At 59.7% G+C, this 25,038-nt stretch carries 16 protein-coding genes and 1 pseudogene; 6 read left to right on the forward strand and 11 right to left on the reverse strand.

Annotated features, from left to right (window positions below; all coding sequences use genetic code 11):
• Positions 1-191: 191 nt before the first annotated feature.
• Positions 192-491, reverse strand: coding sequence for a plasmid stabilization protein (locus LDL32_RS03385; RefSeq protein ID WP_233064514.1), 300 nt, complete (start codon positions 489-491; stop codon positions 192-194).
• Between the two features lie 128 nt (positions 492-619).
• Entirely contained in the window at positions 620-763 is a 144-nt protein-coding gene (locus tag LDL32_RS03390) for a hypothetical protein (protein ID WP_233064515.1), read from the reverse strand.
• A gap of 201 nt (positions 764-964) precedes the next feature.
• On the opposite strand from LDL32_RS03390, the pseudogene LDL32_RS03395 reads away from it, so the two are divergent.
• A pseudogene (locus LDL32_RS03395) lies at positions 965-2,568 on the forward strand (B12-binding domain-containing radical SAM protein).
• A 156-nt stretch (positions 2,569-2,724) separates the two neighbouring features.
• Here the strand turns inward: LDL32_RS03395 and LDL32_RS03400 are convergent.
• Positions 2,725-3,762 carry an AAA family ATPase gene (locus LDL32_RS03400; RefSeq protein ID WP_233064516.1) on the reverse strand — a complete coding sequence of 346 codons (1,038 nt, stop codon included), beginning with the start codon at positions 3,760-3,762 and terminating at the stop codon, positions 2,725-2,727.
• A gap of 574 nt (positions 3,763-4,336) precedes the next feature.
• The gene (locus LDL32_RS03405) at positions 4,337-4,801 is read right to left on the reverse strand and encodes a hypothetical protein (RefSeq protein WP_233064518.1); all 465 of its coding nucleotides are present in this window, start codon (positions 4,799-4,801) and stop codon (positions 4,337-4,339) included.
• A 714-nt stretch (positions 4,802-5,515) separates the two neighbouring features.
• Here LDL32_RS03405 and LDL32_RS03410 point away from each other — a divergent pair.
• Positions 5,516-6,580 carry a hypothetical protein gene (locus tag LDL32_RS03410; RefSeq protein ID WP_233064519.1) on the forward strand — a complete coding sequence of 355 codons (1,065 nt, stop codon included), beginning with the start codon at positions 5,516-5,518 and terminating at the stop codon, positions 6,578-6,580.
• Between the two features lie 180 nt (positions 6,581-6,760).
• Here LDL32_RS03410 and LDL32_RS03415 read toward each other — a convergent pair whose 3' ends face one another.
• The 6 genes from LDL32_RS03415 to LDL32_RS03440 form a co-directional block, all read right to left on the reverse strand.
• Positions 6,761-8,788, reverse strand: a complete 2,028-nt coding sequence (locus LDL32_RS03415; protein ID WP_233064520.1) for a DUF262 domain-containing protein — start codon at positions 8,786-8,788, stop codon at positions 6,761-6,763.
• 1 nt (position 8,789) lies between these two features.
• Positions 8,790-10,247 carry a DUF262 domain-containing protein gene (locus LDL32_RS03420; protein WP_233064521.1) on the reverse strand — a complete coding sequence of 486 codons (1,458 nt, stop codon included), beginning with the start codon at positions 10,245-10,247 and terminating at the stop codon, positions 8,790-8,792.
• A 77-nt stretch (positions 10,248-10,324) separates the two neighbouring features.
• Positions 10,325-11,161, reverse strand: coding sequence for an IS5 family transposase (locus LDL32_RS03425; RefSeq protein ID WP_048856220.1), 837 nt, complete (start codon positions 11,159-11,161; stop codon positions 10,325-10,327).
• 92 nt (positions 11,162-11,253) lie between these two features.
• Entirely contained in the window at positions 11,254-13,359 is a 2,106-nt protein-coding gene (locus LDL32_RS03430; protein ID WP_233064522.1) for an AAA family ATPase, read from the reverse strand.
• Positions 13,360-13,439: 80 nt separating this feature from the next.
• A complete protein-coding gene (locus LDL32_RS03435; protein WP_233064523.1) occupies positions 13,440-13,763 on the reverse strand; it encodes a hypothetical protein in 324 nt (107 codons plus the stop codon).
• A gap of 65 nt (positions 13,764-13,828) precedes the next feature.
• Entirely contained in the window at positions 13,829-14,827 is a 999-nt protein-coding gene (locus tag LDL32_RS03440; RefSeq protein WP_233064524.1) for a YafY family protein, read from the reverse strand.
• 85 nt (positions 14,828-14,912) lie between these two features.
• Between LDL32_RS03440 and LDL32_RS03445 the strand changes: the two genes are divergently transcribed.
• From LDL32_RS03445 to LDL32_RS03460, 4 genes are all read left to right on the forward strand, one after another.
• Entirely contained in the window at positions 14,913-15,119 is a 207-nt protein-coding gene (locus LDL32_RS03445; protein ID WP_233064525.1) for a hypothetical protein, read from the forward strand.
• 152 nt (positions 15,120-15,271) lie between these two features.
• Entirely contained in the window at positions 15,272-17,908 is a 2,637-nt protein-coding gene (locus LDL32_RS17925; protein WP_305069316.1) for a PD-(D/E)XK nuclease family protein, read from the forward strand.
• Complete coding sequence (locus LDL32_RS03455) at positions 17,905-21,303, forward strand: exodeoxyribonuclease V subunit beta (protein WP_233064527.1); 3,399 nt, start codon at positions 17,905-17,907, stop codon at positions 21,301-21,303. Before LDL32_RS17925 ends, LDL32_RS03455 begins: the two co-directional genes overlap by 4 nt.
• Before the next feature lie 404 nt (positions 21,304-21,707).
• Positions 21,708-22,520, forward strand: a complete 813-nt coding sequence (locus LDL32_RS03460) for a mechanosensitive ion channel family protein (protein ID WP_233064529.1) — start codon at positions 21,708-21,710, stop codon at positions 22,518-22,520.
• A gap of 271 nt (positions 22,521-22,791) precedes the next feature.
• Here LDL32_RS03460 and LDL32_RS03465 read toward each other — a convergent pair whose 3' ends face one another.
• The gene (locus LDL32_RS03465; RefSeq protein ID WP_233064531.1) at positions 22,792-25,026 is read right to left on the reverse strand and encodes a xanthine dehydrogenase family protein molybdopterin-binding subunit; all 2,235 of its coding nucleotides are present in this window, start codon (positions 25,024-25,026) and stop codon (positions 22,792-22,794) included.
• Positions 25,027-25,038: the final 12 nt, after the last annotated feature.

A 25,038-nucleotide genomic window follows, 5' to 3' on the forward strand; every position in this document is an offset into this window, starting at 1 on the left:
GCAAAAATCCAGCCGTCACAGGGAACAGGCACGGCAGGCTTCATCCGTAGCCCACGGCTCCGGCGCGCCCGGTTCCCGATGCCGCCTGTGGTTTGGCTATCTGATTTTCGTGAAGGATCATACGGACGGGTTGGGTCCCGCAGCCTGATCGCTGAACCCGCTACGCTCCGGTCAGTTCGGGGCGGTTCATTCTATTCCGCATCGCTGTTGCCGCGGGTTGCGCCGGCCTTCCGTGCCGAGCCGGCGGGTGCTTCCGCTGACCGGCGGGCGGCGGCACCAGCCTTTCCACCCCTGCTGGCAGGTTCGTGCGTAACCCCGTGGCCTCTGCCTGCGCCGCTCTTCCTGCCGCCACCCGTTTCCTTGTTGACGGTGGCCCAGGCACGGCGCTCGGCCTCATCCTGGCTGACGCCACGCTGTTCGTAGCTTTCCTCGATATGTCCGGCCTGTCGCTTCTGCCTGTCCGTATAGGCGGATTTGTCACCACGTGGCATGATCCATGCTCCCGTTTCCTGCATCCGGCATGGCCTTCATCCGCGTGAGGAATGTAAAGACCACCTGTGATGACAATGCCGGATGGCGGAAAAAGTTTTCGTGGTTCCGGTGCTTCGCATCGTGTCCGCTACCTGTCTTCAGATGGTGCGCCAGGATCACGCCGCGCGACGGCGCGCATGGCGTCCGGACCTTCAGGCCACGGCAGCTTCAGCACCACAAAACCGCAGCGCCCCGTATTCCCGTAACATTTTGCAAGAAGAGTATCCTTCATTGTAAATGCCTTTTTATCGCTATTGTGGGACAGGACGTGTAGAAATGTTCTTTCATCCACATGGAAGATCCATATGACGACCGTTCGCCGGAATAATGCCATTTCACCAGAGATGGATCAGTCCGTCCGCATGGGCCCCAGAGCAGGCCGGGGAGGCCGTTGCAATCATGAAGAGGAGGCAGGTCAGGGGACTTCATCATAATGACCGATCCCTGCAAAGTCCTGATGATCTTCCCGCTTTTCAACGCCCATTCATTCTGGAACTACAAGGAGGCCTGTGACCTGGCCGGTGCGCGCTACCCGGCGGCACCCCTTGGCCTGATTACCGTCGCGGCCCTGCTTCCCGGACACTGGGAAGTGCGGCTGGTCAATCGCAATACCGAAGAACTGACGGATGAGGATTTCGGCTGGGCCGACATCGTGATGACCGGCGGCATGCTGCCGCAGCGCAACGATACCCTGAACATTATCGGGATATGCCATGCCCTTGGCAGGCCCGTGGTGGTTGGCGGTCCCGATGTCACATCAAGCCCCGCCCTGTACAGTGCCGCAAATTTTCAGGTTCTGGGCGAAGCCGAGGAAATCATGGATGATTTCATTGCGGCCTGGCGGGGCGGGGCGAGGCAGGGCGTGTTCGAAGCCCCGATGGGCAAGACGGACGTGACCCGCAGCCCGCAGCCCCGTTTCGACCTGCTGAAGCTCGACCAGTATCTGCATGTAGGCATCCAGTTTTCACGCGGATGTCCGTTCAGCTGTGAATTCTGCGACATTATCGAACTTTATGGCCGGGTGCCGCGCACCAAGACGAACGGCGAGGTCATGGCGGAACTTGATGCCCTGTACGCGCTCGGCTATCGCGGGCATGTCGATTTTGTCGATGACAACCTGATTGGCAACAAGAAGGCACTCAAGAAATTCCTGCCTGACCTGAAGCGCTGGCAGAAGGAAAAGAACTTCCCCTTCGAATTCTCGACCGAGGCATCAATCAACCTTGCCGATGATGCCGACCTCCTGCGCAGCCTGTCGGAGACGAATTTCTTCGCCATATTCGTAGGCATCGAAAGCCCGGACACGGACTCCCTGGTGCTTATGCAGAAAAAGCAGAACACAAGGCGCAGCCTGCAGCAGAGCATCGATACGATTCACAAGGCCGGGATTTTTGTCAACGCGGGCTTCATCGTGGGATTCGACAGCGAAAAGGGCAGTGTTGCCAAAGGTATGATCGACTGTATCGAGGATACGGCAATTCCGGTCTGCATGGTCGGCCTGCTGTATGCCCTGCCCACAACCCAACTGACGCGCCGCCTGCTGGCCGAAGGCCGTCTCTTTTCGGGAAGCGGGGAGACACAATCGGGTGACCAGTGCACTGCCGGCTGAATTTCGAGACAAAGCGCCCCCGTCGCGACGTACTGAGCGATTACAGGACGGTGCTGGCGGCGATCTATGACCCGGTCGCCTATTTCGGCCGTGTACGCAGGCTTGGCCGGATGCTCGGGCGCAAACGGGCGCATCGGATGGTGAAGGGGGACCTGCGCAGCTTCGTCCGGCTTCTTTTCCGCATTCACCGGGCTGGCCCGGGGACGGCCAGGCAATTCTGGCGCATGATGCTGGACTGCGCGGTGCATAATCCGAAGGCGCTGCCTTACGTGGTGATGACCAGCGCGCTCTATCTGCATCTCGGTCCGTTTTCGCGGCAGGTCATCGGGGAAATTGACCGGGAGATCGAAAATGTCGACGCGGGACGCTGGCAGGCACCGCCAGTCCTGCATCCCGTAGCGGCAATAGCGGCCCCCGTACCCGCCTGAGCCATGCGCGACGGCCGTCAACATCCCCCGTACGCCTGACAGGACGCACCCCGGCAGCAGCAGGTCAGGCGTACCGGGCCATGTTGACGAGGGCTGCAATGCGTCGCCCCCTTGCCCATATTTCCCGTATGCGGCAGGAGGCAGGGCAGGTCGGCCCTAACGCCTGAAGCCGATGGATGCCTTCTCCACGGCACGGGTAAAGGAAATCCGCCCGCTTCGCGGTTGCCACAGGGCTGCACGGATCTGGTATTCGATCACCGCTTTCAGTTCACGAATATTGTGGTTCGCTTCATAAACGCGCCTGATCTCGTCCATGTCAGGCACGAACGTAAAGCAGTCAAGATTATAGCGCGATGTCACATCCCGGATGACATGGGGCACGATCCTGTCCAGCTGATCACTGTCGGGCGCCTGTACTGTCAGCATTCTCACACGTGTCATCATCGGTTCAGGTATGGTGTGCACGCTGTTGCATGTCATGATATAGGACAGGTAGCCCAGGTTGATGCTTTCTTGCAGGCAGTTATCCTTGTGCACGGATGCCGTTTCACGTTCCAGCAGCGGCAGGAGTGCCGCATACGGATCCGCACCACGGTGGTCGACCCCCATCTTCTCTACTTCGTCAAGAAGGACGAGGTTATTGATAACCCTGTTCTTCTTGAACGTATCGGCGTAAAACCCTGGGCGGGATTCGGAATAGCCCTGTTCCGAACCCAGCAGGGCCATGTTGCCGCTCATGCCGCTGCATGACAGCATGTCGAACCCGGCGTTGCACAGACCTGCAACCCGCAGGGCAAAGCGCGTCTTGCCTATTCCCGGCGGCCCGTCCAGAAGCAGGGGTGGGAAGTAGAACGGCACGGCCCCGCGGCGGCTGAGGCACACGAACGAGCATATATAGTCAATGGCTTCCCCAAAATTGGGGAATTCCGCGATCAGGGTTTCGTATATGAATTCCGGGGTATTGACGACCGGCCGCCCCGGCAGCGCATCAAGCAGATACAGATAGCGCTCCCTCAGCCGTTCATTATCGTAAAAGCCCTCACTTCCTGCCAGGGGAGCAATGTGTATGCCGTACGTATCGGCCCGGATTTCGTCTTCATTTTGCTCCGCACTTTCTGTTCCAAAGTCGAGCGCGAGCGCATCAATGTCAAAAAACGGATAGTCGTGGCCGCTGTTCGGGATGGATGCCTTCATATCGTCTGGGTTATGGCTGTTATCTGCCATGGGCGATTCCTCAAGGTGCGTGAATGGAGATTATGGTCCCTTCACATTCCTGACAGCATTCCGCCATCGCACTGACGCTTTCCAAGGAAAGATCGTCTAAATAAGAAGACCAGTTTTTCTTATACACACCCCAAACAGAAATTAAAATTAAATAATGTTCATGATCGTGTAGTGGAACAGTGACACCTGTTTCCCGCCCCGGTTGCATTGGGGAAGACAGGAATATGCATGATTTCATACGATCTTATAATAATACCAAGTATTTATAGACTTTTTAGTATAACAGGGTCATCTTTTATTGTGCGCATGCATAAAAGATGCGCTGGCACTGGATGCGGAGGGGACGGATCATTCTGCTCCGTCATTCCGATTCCGGGATCACATAAAACTCATGCGGCAAAATTTTACCGTTAATATTAGAATTTTATATTTAAATAAAGAAAATATGCATTACCCTGCTACATTCACATCAGCATTATAAATTCGCAATACATGGTTTTAAAATATTTTTATCAATCAATTAATGAACAGACATTTTTATTTTTTATTGGTCTACCGATCCCGGCTGTTCGATAATAATTCTCATGATCCAGCTTTTCCCACCATCAGCGGTTGTCATCACAACCTGATATGTTCCGTTATTGGGGATGATGATATGGTCAATCGGCGTATCCGTTGCGGGCCACGTAATATTCTTGTCATCATAATGCTTGAGCGACACGGTCATCGGCACAACAGGTGTTGCCGTGATTCCGCTTATAATCGCCGCTTTCTGAATATCCTTGGGTAACAGGCTTTCGATCGCCCTGATATCAACATCACCCCCGCGGTTGGAGGGAATGCTCAGGATAACGGAAATACACGCTTCGTATTCCTTATAGCTATCACTGGTGCAGGGTGTCTGGGTGGTCACACTCGCGGGAGTACCATCCGGCAGCTTTACGTCGGTCGCATATGCGTGGCCGGCCATCAGTAGCACCGGAACAAGGGCAAGAAAACTTTTTCTCATAGTGCGAGATACCTTACGGGAAAGCGGGACAGACTCACAATCCCATTTAATAGTTCAATTTTTTTCGTCTGCACAGGATATGGTGAACCCACGCCCGCCAGTCGATATACTATTCCATGATTGCACATTTTCAACGTAAATTCCGTTCATGCGCCGCGCACGCGTATGGAAGGCGCGGCACGGCCAGAACAGGAATCCAGGCACGGCTCCCCGCAATGACCACATGCAGAAAATGGCGCATGCCGGACGCCTATCTTGGCATTTTGCGGCATGAGACACCCGCAGCCATTGACTCAGGTACCTGCACGCAACCTGCCTTTTTGCGGGAGCAGGACAGGGAGTATCGGGCGGCGGCCATTTCGTCTTTGCACCACATTGCGGCCTGCTGAACATTTTCCGTGGATTGCCCGGTATGCCCACGCAGTAAAATCAGATAGGGGACAAAAACAGGGTCTTTTCCATCAGAGTATGTGCAACGCGATATGCCTTGCGTATCATTACCGAAAAACATCAGATCACCGGGGCGGTCGCCATTTTCGGCCATCATCTGTTGCCGGATAAAAATCAATGTCGATACAATTTAACCAAACCGCATGCTATCATGACATGGAGTGATCAGATCAGTCCAGGGAACCGACGGTTCAGCCACTAACGATAAAGATAGTCAGACTACGAAACAGCACGCCATACCAGAAGATGCAGAGCTATATATTTATGAAAAAACTCAAGGTTATTCCACTCGTTTTTTTATTGAGTGGATGCTATGGCGTCGGTTCCCAGAGACTGGACCGTGATCAGCTTGATTATTCCCAGGCGCTGATCGGTTCTTCCAAGCAGCAGACGCTTCTGAATGTCGTTCGCCTGAGGTATGCCGACACCCCGGGTTTTCTGGACACAACCCAGTTGATCTCTGGCTATCAGTTGCAACGCAATATTTCCATCGGGGTGGGGTCCGATTCCAACCCGATCCGGCCTGCGGGGGCGATCGGGGCGCAAATACAGGAAAGCCCGACTTTTACATTCCAGCCAGTTACGGGCGACGCATATGCGCAGAGTTTCCTGCGCCCGCTTCCCCCCGGCAGCCTTCTGCCGCTGGCCATGGGTGGCCTGCCCATAGATATCCTGTTCCGGCTGTCGGTCCAGTCAGTCAATCTCATCAATAACGCAGGGGCGATAGGCGGTGATGTAGGCAGGGGATCGCCCGAATTTTTTGAACTGATCTACGATCTCCGTCGATTGCAAATCGCGGGGCTTTTAGGCATACAGCTTGAACATAGCGAAGAAATACCGGGGAAAACGCCAGCTTTTGATCGGGTATTCCTTACGGTATCGTCATCCAATGATCCCATTCTGGCCGAAGTCGTGAAAGCCACGCGTCGTTTCTTTGAAATGGGCCCAAAAGATGAGCGCGTAGAGGTCATATATGGAGCCGGAAGGCCGCAACATGGCCAGATCAGGCTTCTGACACGCACAATGCTTGGCGTTCTGGGGCAGATTGCCTATCAGATTGACGTCCCACAGGAAGATATTGATTCCGGACGTACACTTCCCAAAATCATCCTGATTGGACGCAATACGAAGCCAACGGTTTTTGTTCATGTAAGCAATGAGCGGCCCCGTTTTTCTTTTGTAGAGATAAAATATAATAACAAGTTTTATTATATATCCGATACAGATTTTTCCAGCAAACTGGGTTTTACAATGCTTCAGATCCTGATGGAACTGTCAAAAACCACCAAGAATCCTGGCGCGGTACTGACAATCCCCGTCAATGGATGAAGATGCATGTTTTACTGACAACTCCCGGCAATCCGGGTCGTCACGGCCTGGCCTGATCCTGCCAGGCCGCACGATTGATGGTGACAGTAAAGAATGAAATGCCATTCTTTACCGTCCCGCATCCCGCAGTGCGGGAAGCCAGTCAGAGCCCGGCCAGTCCCGCCTGTTCTTCCAGACGTATCACCCGCCTGTCCCGTAATGCCTTCTGATGAAAAATTCCATTTTACGCTTGTGGCTGTCGATATCTTCCACTTCAAGGTAAAGAGACATTTTTTCTTTCACGAGGGAAAACAGATAGGCAAGCTTTATTGAATCATATTTCTCTTTTTCAAGAAACTGTTCTCTTTTTTCTATTACACTCCGATTGCTGTAGGCGCTGTTGGCACCTGCATTGATCAGGGCAAGATTGCCAAATCCATGCACGACCCCATCGGCAATACGGGTGGAAGACGTGGGGTTTTGCGGAAAAACATGTTCGACCGAATTTTTTGATGTAATACGATACGATAGGATTTTCTTCTCATCCAGACAGGCAGGGCACTGTCCCGTTGCCGCATCTTTCCACAGAATATATTCAAGCTTCTGAAACCAGTAATGGGAAATACCCGGATATTGGGCCTGCATCAGTCCTGTAATGACCGTTTCTGCCATTTCGATTTCTGACGTATTATCATCAGATAGCAGGTCAAAACTTGTTTCCTTCTGGTGTGTGGCGCAGGAAAGCAGGTTATCGATTTTTTCCAGCATGCGCGTTACCTGGTCTGCCGTCTCGTAATCACCTGTCACCAACCGCCCCAGGAACGGAGTCAGCCAGTATTGCGTGCTGTGTTCCGTTGTAAAATACCGTACACTCTGCAACTGCGCCAATATGGTATGGCCAAGGGGTGTACCACTTTTCCCCGGCATTGACCGGTACAGGTTGGCCTGTGCACGCGCGCTTTCTTTTGCCACCGGCAGGCAGTACAGATTGTTATCCGCCTCTGGTATTCTTTTCATGACCCACTGGTCAAACTGATGGCGTACGCTCCACAGACATTCAATAAAGCCCCGTGCATCCCCATTCCTGTCGTCATTTTGCAGATTGTCCAAAAAAGGTCTGAAACTTCCGTTCAGATGATCGGGGCTGACATGCGCAATATCCTTGGCCTCAATTCCCTCGGCTTTTTTCCAGTTATGGATACGCAATGCATGGAGCAGTAGCTGCGGGAAGGTGATGATGGATTTTACGAGCCGGATATGATCCGGGTCCTCATCCTCCTGCCTGCGGGTTGATGGGGCCGATCCGTGCTGCTGGCCCGTGGTAGCCAGAATCTGCCGCAGGCTCAGGGCTGGTGTCGCTTCAGGGCTGGACTCATCAAGATGGAATCTGGTGGCGTCATACACCTTCAGGTCCTGGTAGGTGTATTGCTGCCACGCAGCGCCGGGAAAGACCTGTTTCAGATTATTTTCAAAAAAACCGTTCATGTTTTCACAGGCCTGCCAGATGGCATCATAATCCATCCGCTGGGCAGCGGGGATCATTTCCAGAAGACGCGCCTTTAGGATGTCGGATGCCTCAAGCTGTATTCCGCTTGTATTGAGCGCCGTAAAAAGCTGGTTCAGGTCCGTTCCCGGTGGCACAATATTGTTGACCCATCTTACATTATTGAATAGATACCAGCCAAATTTTTCCAGCTTGTCCCTGCCCGTATCCTTCAGCTTGAGCAGGTAATCCGTAGCCGTAGCCAGAGCATCGCGCATATGCCTGAGATAAGGATCCTCAACGGACAGCGCGTGACCGGTCCTGTCATGCGGCCAGGAATGCAGAAAATCACGCACCTGTTCACGAATGGCGAAGTTCAGGCGGATGTCACCATCACTGCCCGCCAGATGCACGAATTCCGCCAGTACATTGTCCGGTTCCAGCGCAGTGCACGCCAGGGCGATGAGAAACAGCGTCGTCATGCGCTGCTGGCCATCGATCAGTTCATAGCAGGGGGGCGTACCATCTTCCGGAACATGATTTGCGGTAATCAGGGTGCCTATGAAATAATGCCCGTCAGGCCCCCGCGCCATGGACGCATGGATATCTTCCAGGAATTTTTTCACTTCCTCCCCAGGCCATACATAAGGGCGCTGGTAGCAGGGTATTTCCAGTCGGGCCTGGGCCAGATTTAGGATATTGGCTGTCTGTATTTCGGTTTTTACTTTTGTCTGTACACTTGTCATATCAGGATACCCGGTATGATGGGAGAGAAACGTGGCACCTGAACTGCGCCATGAGAAAATTGTCGTAGGTACGTATTATTTCATCTACTTTTTCAGGAGATGTGCTTCCGAATAATTGATAAACACTTTCAACAAAATATTTCTTGGTCCTGCCGCCTTCCAGCCCATCGTGATCAACGCTGTATTTATAGGCAGTCAGGTATTGCATCAGTTCGACATGATTGAAGCTGTAGGCAATGTGGTCCAGAATGGCCTGCTCCCTACAGAAATTCCGGACGCCGGGTTCCGTCACGCGGCTTTTTGTCACACGCAGGCTGAAGATCAGGCGGAACAGCCACAGACATGCCTCGGGCAGGTTTTCCATACCGAACCGGCTGGCATAAAGCAGTATCGCGGTTTCATATAATTCGCGCAGGTAGTTACTTTGTGCCGACTGCCTGACTATTTTTTCATGCAGTGCATGCACCAGATCCCCGTCTGGCCTTTTTTCAGGAAAAAGGCTCTGGTACAACCTACTGAAATATAGCAGGTAATGAATGGTATTGACCCCGTCATGCAGTGGCTGGCGCAATGCGTACCCCTGATGCGCCACGGTATGTGACACACCCCCCGTGGGCAGGTGCTCGACCACGCTCGGCCGATAGGCATTATCCTGCGTCCCGCGCTGCGTACGCTCGGCAAATTCGGCAATGATGTCGTTGCGCGGGTCGGCCCTGTCAAACGTGCGGTAATGCAGGGATGTCCAGAACCGGCCGCGTATCAACCGGTTGACCACGGGTGTCAGAACATCCCCCGTGCTTTCCCACAGGCGCGCATAATGATCCGGCTTTAACGGTGGCGTAATGGCCCGCAGGTGATGGGCCTTGATAATATCAATACCCGACAGGCGCACACCGCCGGCATTCAGTGTCTGGAAAAAGCGCCAGGCCTCATCTTCATCCTGCGTTATGATCACGCTGACGTTGATCCTGTCCAGCTTCACGGCCAGTCCATCGTGAAGCAGCCCTTCCAGCAGGACAAAATTGCGCCTGATCTGCTCATGGCTGGCCGGGGCGCGGTATTCCAGTTCTGGCACGGGGCATTTCTGACCCTGCAGTTCCAGCACCGCGCACAGGATGGCCATGGTGGTCAGGCGTTGCTGGCCATCAATGATGTCCAGTATCAGCTGCCCGTGTTCATCCTCATGCTGATGCAGGACAATGCTGCCAAGGTAGAAGGCAATGCCATTGTCGGATTGATCTGGCCGGAAATACTGCCGCAGGTCATCTTCCAGCTGTCTGACCTGCTTTTCACCCCAGCAGTATGGCCGCTGATAGACCGGCAGGTTCAGCCTGCCATCAATGCTGTCTTTCGTTCTGTCAAACAGATCCGCAAGCGTGATACTGACAGAGCGCGGATCATTGTCGATTCTGGTACAGAAATGGGATTCACCTTCTTTTTTCTGGTAATAATTCGGCACCTTTTCAGATTCCTTTAAAATTCACTCAATATTCGTTATCTTATGGATGATCCATAAGAGCCCGATCCGAAAGTTTTTCAACCCTGACAATGCCTTGCTGTCCGTCGTGTGAGCATTCGGATTGAGGCGATCAATGTCCATGCGGTTGAGGAAGCAATGGATTGTTCCCAATCTTTGGCGAGCCGCCTGCATCGTCCCAGCCATGCGAATGTCCGTTCCACCACCCAGCGACGCGGCAGGATCTGAAAACCCTTCACCGTATCGGACCGCCTGATGATTTCGAGGGTCCATTTTCCCATGGAGGCGAGCGCGGATCGCAATTTGTCGCCAGCATAGCCGCCATCAGCGAAGATGTGGCGCAGCCAGGGAAAGCGCCTGCGTATCGCTGCCAGAACATCAACGGCCCCATCACGGTCCTGGATATCAGCGGCATGAACGAGGAGAAAGATCAGGAAGCCGCAGGTATCCGTCACGATATGGCGCTTGCGGCCCTTGACCTTCTTCCCCGCGTCATAGCCCGAAATCCCGCCGCTTTCCGTGGTTTTCACCGACTGGCTGTCAATCACGCCCGCGCTCGGAGAGGCGTCACGTCCCTCGATCTCGCGCAGGCTCATGACCAGCACCGTATTCATGACCTCGAACACTCCGGCATCACGCCAGGCGTAAAAATAGCGCCTGATGGTCGAGACCGGCGGAAAGCATTTCGGCAGCAGACGCCACGCACACCCGGCCGAGGCTATGTAGAGCATCGCATTGACCACCTCGCGCATATCCGTCGTGCGCGGACGACCGCCCCGTTTCGCCGGGGGCACAAATGGCATGATCAAAGTCCACTCCCCGTCCGTCATGTCCGATGGATATCGCAATCTTTCCCGGCTATACTCGCGCCGGGCAATACCAGTCCATGTCACCATTCACTCCATCTCTCTGCAAAGACGGATGAATCACAACAGGCTGGTATTGTTCAAAAACTTTCGGATCGGGCTCTAAGGATGAAAACCTGCTTTCAGGCACAGAAGCCGATGGCGCGCGGCCGGTCGCGGCCACGGGTTTCTTCTGCCAGCTGCCTGACCAGCTGCTCTGCAGAAAGAGGGCCGCTCATGAACGCCATGCGACGACAGACAAGCGCGAAGTCCGACGGGGTCAGGGTATCGACATGCCGCAGCCCTGCGGGGGCCGGGGTGCCAAAAAACCGCTCGAACGCCATGGCGGCCTGGCTGGCGGTCAGGTAATCGAAGCGCGCCCTGAACAGGAAACGCCGCAGGCAGGCCGGATCAAGCCTGCTGGCCAGATTGGTCGTGCAGGCAAAGGGCAGGGGATGATGCTCCATCCATGTCAGCATCTCGTTTACCTGGCTGACTTCCCATGCGCGCTCGGCGCTACGCCGGTCCCCCAGCAGGCTGTCCACCTCGTCGAATATCAGGAAAGAGCCGCTCTCCCGCGCCTCGGCAAAGGCTGCTGCGATCTGGCATTCGCTCTGGCCCACATACTGGCCCAGCAGGTCTGATGCGCGTTTGTGCACGACCGGCATGTCCATGACCTGCGCCACATGTCGCACCCACGCGCTCTTGCCCGAGCCTGGCGGCCCGGAAAGCAGGAACGAGATGGCCCGGGGGCAGCCCGGCTGGCTTAACTGCGCGACAAGTGCAGGCAGGTCGCAATCCGCATTGACCAGATCCGGGTCATACCCCGCAGGCGCCGTCTGTTCCGCCTGTGGCCCGATCCCGCCATTGGTCGCGCGCGCAATGCTGGTGGCAACAAGGCTGGCCGTAGCCGACCCTCCACCCGCCAGCCGGGTTGAACGCAGGGCATTGCGGAAGATACCGGGGGCCGCCGGAATGGAACGGGCCAGGGTCGCGGCGTCGCCCTCACTCAGCGGAACCTGTTCGCTCCGCGCCATGTCCCGCCACAGCCGGGCGCGCACGGTTGCACCGGGCTGGCGCATTTCCACGCACAATGCCATCCGCCGGGCAATGGCGGGACCAAGTGTCCCGACATCATTGACCGTCCAGATAACAGGTGTCTCCGCGGTTTCCAGCAGGCGATGGAAATAGACGCGACTGCGCCCCTGACGCACGCCAAACCGGTTGGCGGCGATCAGGTCCTCCGCTTCGTCAAACAGCACGACGGAGGGCGTGGTGTTCAGCAGGCGCAGATTGCAGCGCAGGTCGGCCAGCCGTTCCCCTGCCGCGGGTTCGGCCCCCGCGCTCCCCACCTCACCTGCGGAATAGAGCATGGCCCCGATCTGTGCCGCAAGGGTTGCCGCAAATTCGGTCTTGCCCGTGCCCGGTGGCCCATACAGCAGGATGTTGATGCCCTTTTCATGCGTCGTTACGGCATGACGCAGCATCTGGCAGGCCACTTCCGCCAGTTCTCCCAGATGCGCGAAAGCCGGCCAGGGCAGGCGGGCCTGACGCGGCCTGCCCAGCAGCATGGCCCGCACGTCATCCACCACCGGCATGTGCCGGGCAACCAGTCCGGCCAGACGGGGCAGGAGGGTGATGTCCCCTTCCTCATCCACCGCCAGAAGGCCGCTTGTCTGCAACCGGCCATCAGGCATGAGTGCCCGGGCAATGCGGCACCTGTCGCCACCGGTCATCATCCCGAACAGTGTTGCGTCGTCGCACAGCCCCATGTGGCGTCCGTGGTTGCGCACCAGCCCGTCCCAGAACTGTTCGAAATGATGATCCACCTGATAGAGCAGGGCAATACCCATGATCCCGGCTTCATCTTCGTTCAGTCCCAGAGTACGGCGCAGGGCCACAAGCCATGTACCGACATAGTCCGTGCCGGAACCATCCTGCGCGCGGGGTGCCGCAAGCCCCATTCCAAGCCGTGTCCATTCCCGGGCAGTCACCGGCCTGTCACCGTTACGCCGGGAAATCGCGGGCAGGATGCTTTCCGGCAGGCCAAGCCGGACATGATTTTCAACCACGCATTCGACAAGGACGCCGGCATCGCGCTCATGGCGCGAAAGCGCGCCATGGACACGGACAAGGACACCCAGCATGAAGCGGGCACCGTCATCGGATCCGCCATCAACGGCCTTGCCGTGGATCAGCGCCGCCGTATGCTTCCTGCGGGATCGGATGGTCTGTGGATAACCTGCCATGCCTGTTGTCACCTCCGGATAATGGGATATGCGAAAAAGAAAGATCGCCACACAAGCGCGGGCAGGGGCGGAAACGACGCCTAGCGCCACCGGCGGCGGTAGCGATGGCCGACGGTAATCAGTTCGTCCTCCCGACCGACAATGGCGTAGAGTGTGTCCATCCGCTCATCGGGCATGCACTCGCCATCGGCCAGCAATTCCTCGTGGCACCAGCGCGGCAGGTAGACCATTTCCGTCCCCTTGCCCGCGGGGCGGCGGATGCCGTGTTCGAGCAGGCGGGCGATCATGGCGGGACGGATGGCACGCTGCTGCCCGCGCCTGCGGGCATGCGTCGTCACTGGCCCGATGCCATGTCTGTCCGGGTGGGGCGGGAATGAATGGGTTTCATGGGTCATGCAGGCCATTGCCGTCTCCTTTCTGCGCCGTGACAGAAGGAATGGCAGGCCGATACGTCAGAAACGGTCGTCGGTTACGACGCCGCCTGTTCCGGAGCAGGCATGGCGTGATGCTTCAGGGCCTCGGCCAGCAGTGTATGCAGTTCCCCGCGCAGGGCGGGGGGCGAGAGAACCTGAACCGTCCGGCCCCACGTAAACAGGTGATAGGCCAGTTCCCGCAGGCCGCCCGCATGGAAACGCACCACCAGGGAACCGTCGGGCAGTTCCTCATGCGTCTGGGTCGGATGGAACAGGAAACGAGCCGCGTCATGGGCGGCGTCCGGGCTGAAGCGTAGCACGATGTCGCGTGGCTCATCCTGATAGACGCCGAAGGAGCGCGATGCGAAGTCGGCTATGCTCCAGCCCTCGGGGGGCGGATCAGCCATATCGGTCATCGTGATGTCTTCCATGCGGTCCAGCCGCCATAATGCTGGCCGCTCCTTTCCCGCGCTGGGGCCGACAAGGTAATAGGAACGGCCATACAGCAGGCCCCACGGGCTGACCGTCCGGACATGGTTGGCGCCATTGCCATAGCGGAATGTCAGGCCGCATCCGGCCTTGAGCGCCGTGCGGATCGTATCCAGCGCAGCCGGGTCCGCCAGCGGGCGTGGCCCGGCCTGCATGGCGTGGCCTTCGGCCATGACAAGGGCATTCAGGTCCGGCGCCATGCGCGAACGCAGCGTGGGGCGCAACGCCGCACGGATCTTGGCCTGCAGGCTTTCCAGCAGCCGGGCGCGCGTCATGTCCCCCCTGGCATGCAGGGTGGTGATTGCGGTATGCAGCTCGGCCATCTCATCCACCGTCGGCGCCTGCATGAAGCCATCCAGCCCGCCGGAAATGCGCAGGCGCTTGCCCCGGCCATCAACAATTTCCTCGATCTGGGGAAAAAGCTGCTCCACCGCCACCCGCATGCGTTCGACCGTGCGGCGGTTCACATGCATGGCGGTCGCCATTTCATCCAGTGTCATGCCCTCGGCGCTGCCCGCCAGAAGCCGGGCGAGGTCAAGCAGCAGGGCAGCTTTTTCATGGCGCATTTTCGGGAATTTTCCAGCTATGACCGTTTCTGTCGTAGCGTGCCCCCATGCTCGTGCCGTCGTCAAGATACAGGAGGCACGACCCATGGCCATTGCCACAGCAGTCCAGCGCGGACATTTCGTTTACGTTTATGATGAAAAAGGGCGCCAGTTGACCGCCATTCCCGCAGGCAGCCAGCCGGGGGACGGGCTTCAGGGCTATACGGGCACGACAGTCAGCGTGCGCCGTGGCGCCTTCATTTATGTGCATGATGAACGCGGGCGGCAGGTGTCCACAACCCCGGCGCGCTAGGGGCGGCTGCCCCTGCATGGCGGCTCCGGGCGGGGCTGCCATGCAGGCGGTATCTTTTTGGAACGATGCGTCCATGCCACAAGCGGCATGGAACAGAACCGACCGGATGGGATCATAAAGGCGTGTACGAACAGGATGCGGCGGCCAGGGGCATGAAAAGACGGACCCTTATCGTACACGACCGTCATGCCATGCGGCAGTGGCGGCTGAAGGCCGCGCGCGCGGGCTGGAATGGCCTGCAGGTCATGACATTCGGGCAGGTCATTGCCCGGCTGGCCGGTGGCTTTGCCCGTGAGGTGGACGAGGAAACATTGCGTCAGGCCGTACAGGCGGCCCTGCGTGACGTGCGGCTGGCAGAACTGGCGCGCATCAGCACCCTGCCGGGCATGGCCAGTGCGGTAACCGGGACCCTGCGGCGGGTATGGGGCGCGGGTATCGACCTGTCGGCATGCGGCGCGGGCCATCCCCGGATTGCCGAAATGGCGCAGATCGAGGCCGCCGTCCTTGCAGCCCTTCCGCCCGGCTGCCTGTGCCCGGCCGAAATGGCGCGACGGGCCTGTGCACGGCTGGCCCATGCACCTGCGCTGCTCGGGCCTGTAGAAATCATGGACGTACCCGACCTTTCACCATGCTGGCGGCCAACCGTGCAGGCCCTGGCGCGGCACGTGCCCGTGCAATGGCACGCCGGGCCGCGCCAGGTGCCCGCATGGCTGGACGGAACGGGCATAACGGTCGTGACCACCGGGCCAGCCACGCCGGATGTGACGTGCTGCAGCGCGGCGACCCCCCATCATGAAGCCATCGAGGCCATGCGCTGGGCACGCGCGCTTATGGCATCCGGTCAGGCGAAGCCCGAAGAAATCGCCATCGCCACCACCAGCGCGGGTGATCATGACGCAAGTTTTCTCAGCCTGCGGGCCGATGCGGATTTCGCCCTTCACTTCGTGCACGGCCTGCCCGTTACCGCAACACGGGATGGACAGGCGGCGGCAGCCCTGGCCGATATCGTGGCGCGTGGCCTGTCACGCCTGCGGCTGCACCGGCTGGTCAGCCTGACAGGCGCGGATTCTCCGATGCTGACGGACCTGCCGGAAGGCTGGATACGTATTCTGGGCACAGCACCGCTGGATACGCCCGATGCCTGGGGGCGGCTGCTGTCCGGCCGTTCGGCCGGGGACTGGCCCGACGGCATGGACCACGGCCCCGCCCTGCGGGTGCTGGTTGACCTGCTGCACCGTGGCCCCCCGGGCGCGGGCGAGATGGGCGAACGCCTGCTGGCGGGGCGTGCGCGCGTGATCTGGCGGGCGGCACTGGCCGCAGGGCCGGCACAGTCGGTTGACCTGACGGTGGAGGGGATGCGGCTGGATGACAGTACGGATCCCTGCACATCGGTTGCATGGATGCCAGCGGGCGCGCTGGCGGCGTCACCCCGCCGGTTTGTCAGGCTGCTGGGCCTCAATTCCGCGCGCTGGCCGCGTAACGCGGGTGAGGACAGGCTGCTGCCCGGCCACATCATCCCCGCCACCGAACTCAACCCCATGCCGGTCGGCATGGCGGACCGGCAGTCCTTTGCCACGATCATGGCGACAACCGGCGCGCATGTGGTCCTGTCGCGCGCACGGCGCGGCAATGACGGGCGGCTGCTGGGCCGTAGCGCCCTGCTGCAGGATTACCCGGCCGGGACCTACCTGCGCCGCAACCGCGTGCCTGCCCATGCCTGGTCCGAAACGGACAGGCTGACGGCACGCCGGGGCGAATTCGCCCGCACATCGCAGGCCCGGTCCGCCACGGCGTGCTGGCATGACTGGCTGCGCCCCGACATCACGCCGCATGACGGACTGGTCCGCGCGGACCATCCGGCCATGCAGGCCATCATGCAGCGCACGCAGTCCGCCAGTTCGCTGCGCATGCTGCTGCGTAACCCGCTGGGCTTCATGTGGCGCTACGGGCTGGGTCTGAATGCCACGCAGGAAGGAAAGGACAGCCTGATGCCCGACGCCATGGCGGTGGGCAACCTGGTCCACGCCACGATGGAACACGCCCTTGTGCTCATGGCGCAGGAAACACGGCCCGATCCGGACCGCAACGCCATTGCGGAACAGGCGCTTGCGGAGGCCACGGCGCAATGGCAGCGAGAAAATGCCACACCCCCCGGGCTGTTATGGGACCATCTGCTCGACACCGTACGCACCATGGCGCGATGGGGCCTGCGCATGACCTGCAAAGACATCGCTGGCTGCCGGTCCTATGCTGAAGTGCCCTTTGGCGGCATTTCCGCCAGCCGGGACAGGCAGGCCGCATGGGATACGACACGGCCAGTCCCCGTTGCCGATACGGGCTTTTTCATCAATGGCTATATCGACCGGCTGGATATCGCCGCCGATGGCCGGCAGGCCTGGGTGTACGATTACAAGACGGGCCGCGCGGCGGGCGAGGATACCGTGCTGAAGGGTGGCGCTGAACTGCAGCGCTGCCTGTATGCCTTTGCCGTGCAGGCATTGCTCGGCGCCGGGGTGCAGGTTGATGCGACCCTGCTTTACCTGCGTGATGAAACCATACTGCGGCTTGATGCCCCACGGCAGGCCCTGGCGGACCTGACCGGTTACCTGCGCGCCGCGCGCCGGACCATGCTTGCGGGTCATGCGCTGGCCGGCCCCGACACCGGCGGAGATTACGACGACATGCGCCTTGCCCTGCCGGCGGGGCCTGTCGCCTATCGCAAGCGCAAGGAAGCGCGGGCGAACATGATTCTGGGCGATGACGCCATTGCAGTCTGGGATGCACCATGATGGGACAGATGCACTTGCCGCTGAAGGATGATGTCGCCCGCAGGGCGGCGATTGCGGATATTGCCCGCTCTTTCCTTGTGGAAGCCGGGGCGGGATCGGGCAAGACTGCCGTGCTGGCGGGCCGGATCGTCATGCTGCTGGCGGGCGGGGTCCATCCACGCCATATCGCGGCGGTCACCTTTACGGAACTGGCGGCCAGCGAACTGGTCACGCGCATCCGTACCTTTGTAGACCGGCTATGCCGGGACGATGTGCCCGCCGAACTGCGCGTGGCCCTGCCACATGGGCTGGACCCGGCGCAGCAGGCCGCCCTGTCGGCCGCAGCGGCCGATATTGATGACATGACATGCGGCACCATTCACGCTTTCTGCCAGCGCCTGATCGGTCCCTATCCGGTCGAAGCCGACATGGACCCCGGCGCCGTACTGGTGGACCCGGGCGAGGGTGGCCTGATCTTTGGTGAAATTACCGAACACTGGCTGCGCGATGCCCTGTCGGGTCACGATGACAGCCTGATCGCCGCCATGGCGATTGAAGACCCCGAAGGCACACTGGACCACATCAACACGATCCTGCAGTGCCTGCGCGCCCGGCCCGACCTTGTCACGCCTCCTGGAGCGGATCTGGCCACGGCCATGACCGACTGCATACGCGCGCTGGAAGCCTTCACGGCCTTCTGCAATGAGGAAGGCCGGATAGAGGCCGAAACATGTGCCCTTGGCACGGGCTTTGCAGCACTGGCGTCGATTGCCCGACAGGTACGGGATGCGGACACCCCCACCCACCGCATCCGCCTGCTGCGGACCCTCCCGCCCGAGGCCGCGCGCAAGGGCAATGGCGGATGGAAAGCCTACCGCAAAAAAGGCAGGTGGATAGCGGTTGCCGCCGCGAACGCTAGGCCAAAGGCATATGGCGAGGACCTGAACACCCAGGCCACGGCGCTGTACGCGGCCTGCCACGAAACATGGCAGGCGGGACAGGCAGCCGTAGCAGCCCATGTGCTCGATGACCTGCTCGGGCTGCTGCGTCCTGTCATCGGTCGGTTCCGTGACCATAAACGGGCGGTCGGGCTGCTGGATTTCGATGACCTGATTTTCACCGCCCGTACCCTGCTTCGTGATCATGCGGCGGTCCGTCACGCATTGGGACAGCGTTTTTCCCACGTTCTGGTTGATGAATTCCAGGACACCGACCCCGTGCAGACCGAGATATTCTGGAGGCTGTGCGGCGAACCGCCCGCGCGCGCGCCGGATGCCCCATGGACCGAATGGAAGATCCGTCCCGGCGCCCTGTTCCTCGTCGGGGATCCCAAGCAGGCGATCTACCGTTTCCGTGGGGCGGATGTGGGGGCTTACGTGCTGGCGCGCGACCTGTTCCATGCCCAGCATGGCACGCGCGGGGTCATGTCGATCACGACCAATTTCCGCTCCCGCGCGCCGATCCTCGATTACGTCAATGACTGCTTTGCCCGTCCCCTTGCGGCGGGTAACGGGCAGCCGGGCTTTACCGCACTGGATGCCGTCATTCCGGGGCACGGTGCCGACACGTGTGTTGTCGCACTGGATATTCCGGTGGCAGGCCCGGACGGCAGGGCATCCGTGGACGCCATGCGCCAGGCGGAGGCCCGTGCCGTCGCCCGCCTGTGCGGCGGCCTGATCGGGCATGCAAGCGTGCGTGACCGCGAAAGTGGCGAACTGCGGCCCTGCCGCCCCGGGGATATCGCCCTTCTGGCCCCCACCGGCACCGGGCTGAATCATTACGAGGAAGCCCTGGAGCAGCTTGGCATTCCCGTGGCGACGCAGGCCGGCAAGGGCCTGTTCCAGCGCCAGGAAATACAGGACCTGATCGCATTGACCCGCGTGCTGGCGGATGCCCGTGACACCCTTGCCTTTGGCGCGTTGCTGCGTGGGCCGCTGGTCGGGCTGACGGATGAGGACCTGCTGGACATCGTGCACACCCAGCCCCGCAACCCGGATATGCCCGACCGCCTGCCGGTGCTGCGCGTCACGCTGGATACGGCATGCATCGGGCATGAACTGGCCCGCACGGTCATTGAAAAATTGCAGTCGCTGCGCCGCCGCATGCACGCCACCACACCGCATGACCTGCTGGCGCAGGCCATCGACATGTTGCGCATAAGACCGGTGCTGATGGCGCGGCTGGGCCGCCAGGCCGAACGCGCGCTGGCGAATGTGGACCTGTACCTGACCTTTGCCCGCGCCTATGATGTACGCGGCCTGCGTGCCTTTGCCGATGCCATGAACACGGCATGGACCAATGATGCACGCGATGCCGAAGCCCGCCCGGATGCACAGGAGGAAGCCGTCGCGCTATACACCGTACATGCGGCCAAGGGACTGGAATGGCCGATTGTGGTGCCGCTCAACACCATGTCCGGCACGCGTGCGGTCAGCGGTGCCGTGATCGCACGCGGGACGGGACACCTGCATTATCCGCTTATGGGCATAGCGCCAGCAGGCCATGACACGGCATGCGAGCGGGAAGCGGCGGAAGCGCGGCGCGAACAGATCCGGCTGTGGTACGTAGCCGTGACCCGCGCGCGCGACATGCTGGTCCTGCCGCGTTTTGACCTGCCACTGGCCGACAGGGCATGGATGTCGCTGCTGGAACTGAATATCGGGACCCTGCCACCCATTGCCCTGCCAGATGAGAGCGGTCCATATCAACCCGTTGCAGATATGACGGAAAATGCCCAGACCCGCGCGGTCTTCATGGCGGAAGCGGGAGTCATCGCACAGGCGACGACACGCCTGGCATGGAAAACACCCAGCCGGGATGAGGGCGCGGCTTCTCCCGTGCCGGCCACCCCCGTTCCACACATCCTGCTGCCCGGCGGTGAGGGGGCGGAGGAGATGTCTTATTCCCCGCGGGTTCCCGCCATCCGGGGGAGCAGCGAACGTGGCATCCTGCTGCACAAGCTGCTGGAGGAAGTGCTCAACCACGAAACCCCCGACACACCGGAAGCCCTGCAATCGCGTGCGTGCGCCCTGCTGGCGGAGGCAGGCTGCCCCCTGGTGCAGGACCCGGGCGAGGGGACGCACGCCGGGGAACTGGCGCAATCCGTGCTGCGTGCCCTCAACGCGCCCGAAGTCGCACGGCTGCGCGGCGCGATGGTTCCGGAATATCCGCTTTACATGGCACGTGACGGCGCGGAGGGCACGGACGTCATTGCAGGGATTGCCGATGCGGTCGTACCCGGGGAGGATGGGACGCCCGCGGTCATCATCGACTGGAAAAGCGACGTCAGTCCAACCCCCGCGACGATGCTGCATTATCAGGTTCAGGTCCGGGCCTATATGGACATGACGGGGGCCAGGCAGGGGCTGATCGTCATGGCGACATCCGGCATCGTCATTACTGTCGATCCGTCATGACCGTCGCATGCAACGGCACCGGATGATACGATGCGCCCGGGCTTGGGGACGCCCATGAAAGCCGGGCGCAATCCCTGCATCCGCTGGAACACCACGATTTTCCCGAGCAGGTATTCATGGTCCGCACCACATGGGCCAGCCGGTGGCGGGCGTCCGGTTCAGGGACGCCATGCCTGTCCGGGCCTGTGCATATGCGGTGGCCTGTCGCATCGCCGCCGTTACGGCTTCTTGATGCTTCCATAACACAAAAGGCTGCAATGCAGGGCCGGAGCGTTGATACGCTTCGCGGTTGCGGCAGGAGCCCTTCTGAAATTATCTTGTAAGAGCGTAGTGGTGACGACCGGGCATAAAACATCTTACGATACCGCCACACGGTACAAGCAAAAGACGGATCAGGGACAGACATGGAAAAGCAGGTTCATTCACTTCTGGAGCAGGTCGACGGATTGCTTCCCGTTCTGTTGGGATATGCGGGGCAGTTTTTACTGGCGCTGATCGTTCTTTTCGTGGGCTGGAAACTTGTCAACACGGTTACGCGGGCGACAGGCCGCATGATGGAGGCCAGCCATATAGAGCCGACATTACGCGGGTTCCTGCTGAGCGTGATCGGGCTGTTTCTGAAAGCCCTGCTGCTGATCAGTGTGGCATCCATGGTCGGCATTGCAACGACATCGTTCGTGGCGGTTCTGGGTGCTGCGGGTCTGGCGGTTGGCATGGCACTGCAGGGCAGTCTTGCCAACTTTGCCGGTGGGGTGCTGATCCTGCTGTTCCGTCCGTTCAAGGTAGGGGATTCGATTACAGCGGGTGGCAGTTCAGGCACGGTGACATCAATCGAGATGTTCCGTACCGTGCTGCTTGATGCCAATAACGAGATCATTTACGTCCCCAACGGGACATTGTCGAACAACATCGTGATCAACAGTTCGGAATCAGACCGGCTTGTGGGTTCGGTCAGCCTGCTGATCGATTATAACGATGATCTGGACAAGGCGCGCGCGCTGCTGCTCGGCCTTACGGAAGGTGACGCGCAGGTGATCAAGAACCCGGCACCGTCCGTTTCCTTCCTGCCGAAGCCTGCAAACATTCAGGTCACACTGGGGTTCTGGTGTGCGCCGGGCGATGTGTCGGCACTGGTCGCGAAATATTCCGAATCCTCGATCAAGGTGCTTCAGAAGGAAGGCTACCGCCTGGGCGTCACGGCACGAAACGCTGCGTGACTGCGCCCGGTTTCACGATCCTGCCCTGAAACCTGGCAGGGTATGGGCGGGGATCGGACGTCCTCCCGCCCCTGATGGCCGTTTACGGCCCGTAGGATGCCATCCGGCAGGGCGGTGCGGCTCCGGATGGGTGCATCCATCATCGACAGACCCGGTTATTCCGGCCGGATCATGTCGTCTGGCATGGTCCCGGAATGCTGGCGCACGCCCTGCGGAACAGCAGTTCCTGTCAGATATGGCGCCGGTGTCTTCCGCAATCGGGGCTTCATCTTCAGGCGCCGGGCATGATGGGCAGATTGCGGTACCGCCTGCCGGTCGCATGGAAAATGGCATTGGCAATGGCAGCAGCCGTCCCGCACATGCCGATCTCGCCCACGCCCTTGACCCCGAGCGGACTGACTTCATCGTCCTGCTCATGGACGAACAGTACGTCCATGTCCGGAATGTCGGCATGGGCAGGAATATGATACTCGGCAAAATTGTGGTTCATGAAACGGCCGACGCGCTCATCCATCAGGGAGTCCTCGTGCAGCGCCATGCCGGTCGCCATTACCATTGCGCCGCGTATCTGGCTTGCGGCGGTTTTCGGGTTCATGATCCGACCGGCGGCAACAGCATTGACCAGACGGGTCACCCGCACGGTGCCCAGTTCCTGATCCACACGTACTTCACAGAAGACCGCGCTATGGGTGAAGCGGGCCTTGCGCATCTGGCTGATTTTTCCCCGTAGTCCCGGTTTTGCGGTTTCCTCAGCTTCAAGCATGTCGTGCCCCGTCAGGGACAGGGCATCGGAAAGGGAAAGGCTGACCGCACCATTTTCCATCATGCCATGCAGGGCACCGCCTTCCAGTGTCACGGTATCCTGATTGACCCAGGGGGGTGCGTTTTTACTTCCGGCAAGCGCCCTGACCAGCTTTTCACGCAGGCTGTGGCAGGCAAGCCAGACGGCGGCACCGGCGGATGCCGCTGTCCACGATCCCCCTTCCGTCGGGCAGTCCGGCAGGGTGGAATCCCCCAGTTCGACATCAATCTGGCCAAGGGGCATGCCAAAAACTTCCGCCGCGGTCTGCGCCAGGATGGTACGGGTCCCGGTGCCGATGTCGGAGGCAGCGGTGGCAATATGCAGCCGCCCACTCCTATCCAGCCGGGCGCGGGCCGAAGTTGGGGAAAACATGGCATCCCATATGCCCGTCGCCATACCCCAGCCGATCAGTTCCCGGCCATCGCGCATGCTGCCGGGCGGCATGGGGCGGTCATGCCAGCCAAAATGCCGCGCGCCCTGCATCATTGCATCCCGCAGCGCCTTGCTGGTCAGCTTCATGTCATGCATGGCGTCGATATCGGAATAGTTGTGCAGACGGAATGCCAGCGGGTTCATGCCACAGGCATGGGCCATTTCATCGATGGCCATTTCCAGCAGGTTCACACCGGTTGCCGCCCCCGGTGCACGCATGTCGCTGGAAGTATAGGTGTCACGGGGTGCTACCCTGTAGTCAGCCGTGGCGTTCGGGCATCTGTAATTGATCAGCCCCCAGATCACGATGTTTTCCATATTGTGTTCAAAGCGCGACGTATCGGTCACGCCTTCGACAATCATGGACTGCAGCGTTCCGTCCCGGCTGGCGCCAAGGGCAATGTCCATAATGGCTTCGGGGCGGAAGGTGTGGGTAAACATCTGCGGGCGCGTCAGGGTCACGCGCACCGAGCGGTGCAGCATCCTTGCGGCCAGCGTGGCGATGAAGACATTATACACCGCCCGCAGACCCGAACCGAACGCCCCGCCCACATAGGGATTGCGCACCCGTACCTGGTCTTTCGGAAGCGGGAGGGCACTCACCAGATAGGCCTGCACCGCCTGCGGGCCCTGCGTCTTGTCCCAGACCGTGAACGTGCCATCGTCTTCAACAATGACGGTCGTGGCGTGCATTTCCATCGGGTTGTGGTGTTCGGGTGCCAGATGATAGCGCCCCTCGACCTTTATCGCGCTCAGGGCATAGGCATCGGCGGCATGGCCCCGGGATCTGGGCGGCACGTAATTGCTGCGTGTCTTCGGCGGCATGTATTTCTGGTGCAGGGCGACTTCAAAATCCGCGTTATGCGGCCATCGCTCATAATCGACCCTGACCAGCATGGCGGCTTCACGCGCGGCCTCGAATGTTTCGGCCAGAACGACGGCGACGGGCTGTCCGTTGAAGTGGATTTCACCGTCATGCAGCGGCCGGTAGGGGCTGCCCGGCACACCCAGACCATCCATGTAGGATTTTTCGAACAATGCGGCGTGGGGCCGGTTGAGGTGGGTCATGATCTCGACCACACCGGGAACCAGCCGCGCCTGGGCATCATGAACGGTTTCAATCCGTCCGCGCGCGATGGGGCTGTTGACCACCACGCCGTACAGCATGCCCGGCGGATGGGGCTCGGCTGCGTATTTCGCCTGTCCGGTAACTTTTGCAATACTATCGACCCGGGAGGCGGGCTGCCCGATTTGCGTGGATATGACATTCATGGAACCTGTCCT

It is taken from the genome of Komagataeibacter sp. FNDCF1, from assembly GCF_021295335.1.
In the GTDB taxonomy this organism is placed as follows: Bacteria; Pseudomonadota; Alphaproteobacteria; order Acetobacterales; family Acetobacteraceae; genus Komagataeibacter.

What these genes read in the sequence shown, in the direction of transcription:
- LDL32_RS03400 (WP_233064516.1), bottom strand. Translation starts at nt 3,762, where the DNA reads ATGAAGGCATCCATCCCGAACAGCGGCCACGACTATCCGTTTTTTGAC.
- LDL32_RS03415 (WP_233064520.1), bottom strand. Translation starts at nt 8,788, where the DNA reads ATGACAAGTGTACAGACAAAAGTAAAAACCGAAATACAGACAGCCAAT.
- LDL32_RS17925 (WP_305069316.1), top strand. Translation starts at nt 15,272, where the DNA reads ATGAAAAGACGGACCCTTATCGTACACGACCGTCATGCCATGCGGCAG.
- LDL32_RS03390 (WP_233064515.1), bottom strand. Translation starts at nt 763, where the DNA reads ATGAAGGATACTCTTCTTGCAAAATGTTACGGGAATACGGGGCGCTGC.
- LDL32_RS03465 (WP_233064531.1), bottom strand. Translation starts at nt 25,026, where the DNA reads ATGAATGTCATATCCACGCAAATCGGGCAGCCCGCCTCCCGGGTCGAT.
- LDL32_RS03455 (WP_233064527.1), top strand. Translation starts at nt 17,905, where the DNA reads ATGATGGGACAGATGCACTTGCCGCTGAAGGATGATGTCGCCCGCAGG.
- LDL32_RS03440 (WP_233064524.1), bottom strand. Translation starts at nt 14,827, where the DNA reads ATGCGCCATGAAAAAGCTGCCCTGCTGCTTGACCTCGCCCGGCTTCTG.
- LDL32_RS03385 (WP_233064514.1), bottom strand. Translation starts at nt 491, where the DNA reads ATGCCACGTGGTGACAAATCCGCCTATACGGACAGGCAGAAGCGACAG.
- LDL32_RS03430 (WP_233064522.1), bottom strand. Translation starts at nt 13,359, where the DNA reads ATGGCAGGTTATCCACAGACCATCCGATCCCGCAGGAAGCATACGGCG.
- LDL32_RS03445 (WP_233064525.1), top strand. Translation starts at nt 14,913, where the DNA reads ATGGCCATTGCCACAGCAGTCCAGCGCGGACATTTCGTTTACGTTTAT.
- LDL32_RS03410 (WP_233064519.1), top strand. Translation starts at nt 5,516, where the DNA reads ATGAAAAAACTCAAGGTTATTCCACTCGTTTTTTTATTGAGTGGATGC.
- LDL32_RS03460 (WP_233064529.1), top strand. Translation starts at nt 21,708, where the DNA reads ATGGAAAAGCAGGTTCATTCACTTCTGGAGCAGGTCGACGGATTGCTT.
- LDL32_RS03435 (WP_233064523.1), bottom strand. Translation starts at nt 13,763, where the DNA reads ATGGCCTGCATGACCCATGAAACCCATTCATTCCCGCCCCACCCGGAC.
- LDL32_RS03425 (WP_048856220.1), bottom strand. Translation starts at nt 11,161, where the DNA reads ATGGTGACATGGACTGGTATTGCCCGGCGCGAGTATAGCCGGGAAAGA.
- LDL32_RS03405 (WP_233064518.1), bottom strand. Translation starts at nt 4,801, where the DNA reads ATGAGAAAAAGTTTTCTTGCCCTTGTTCCGGTGCTACTGATGGCCGGC.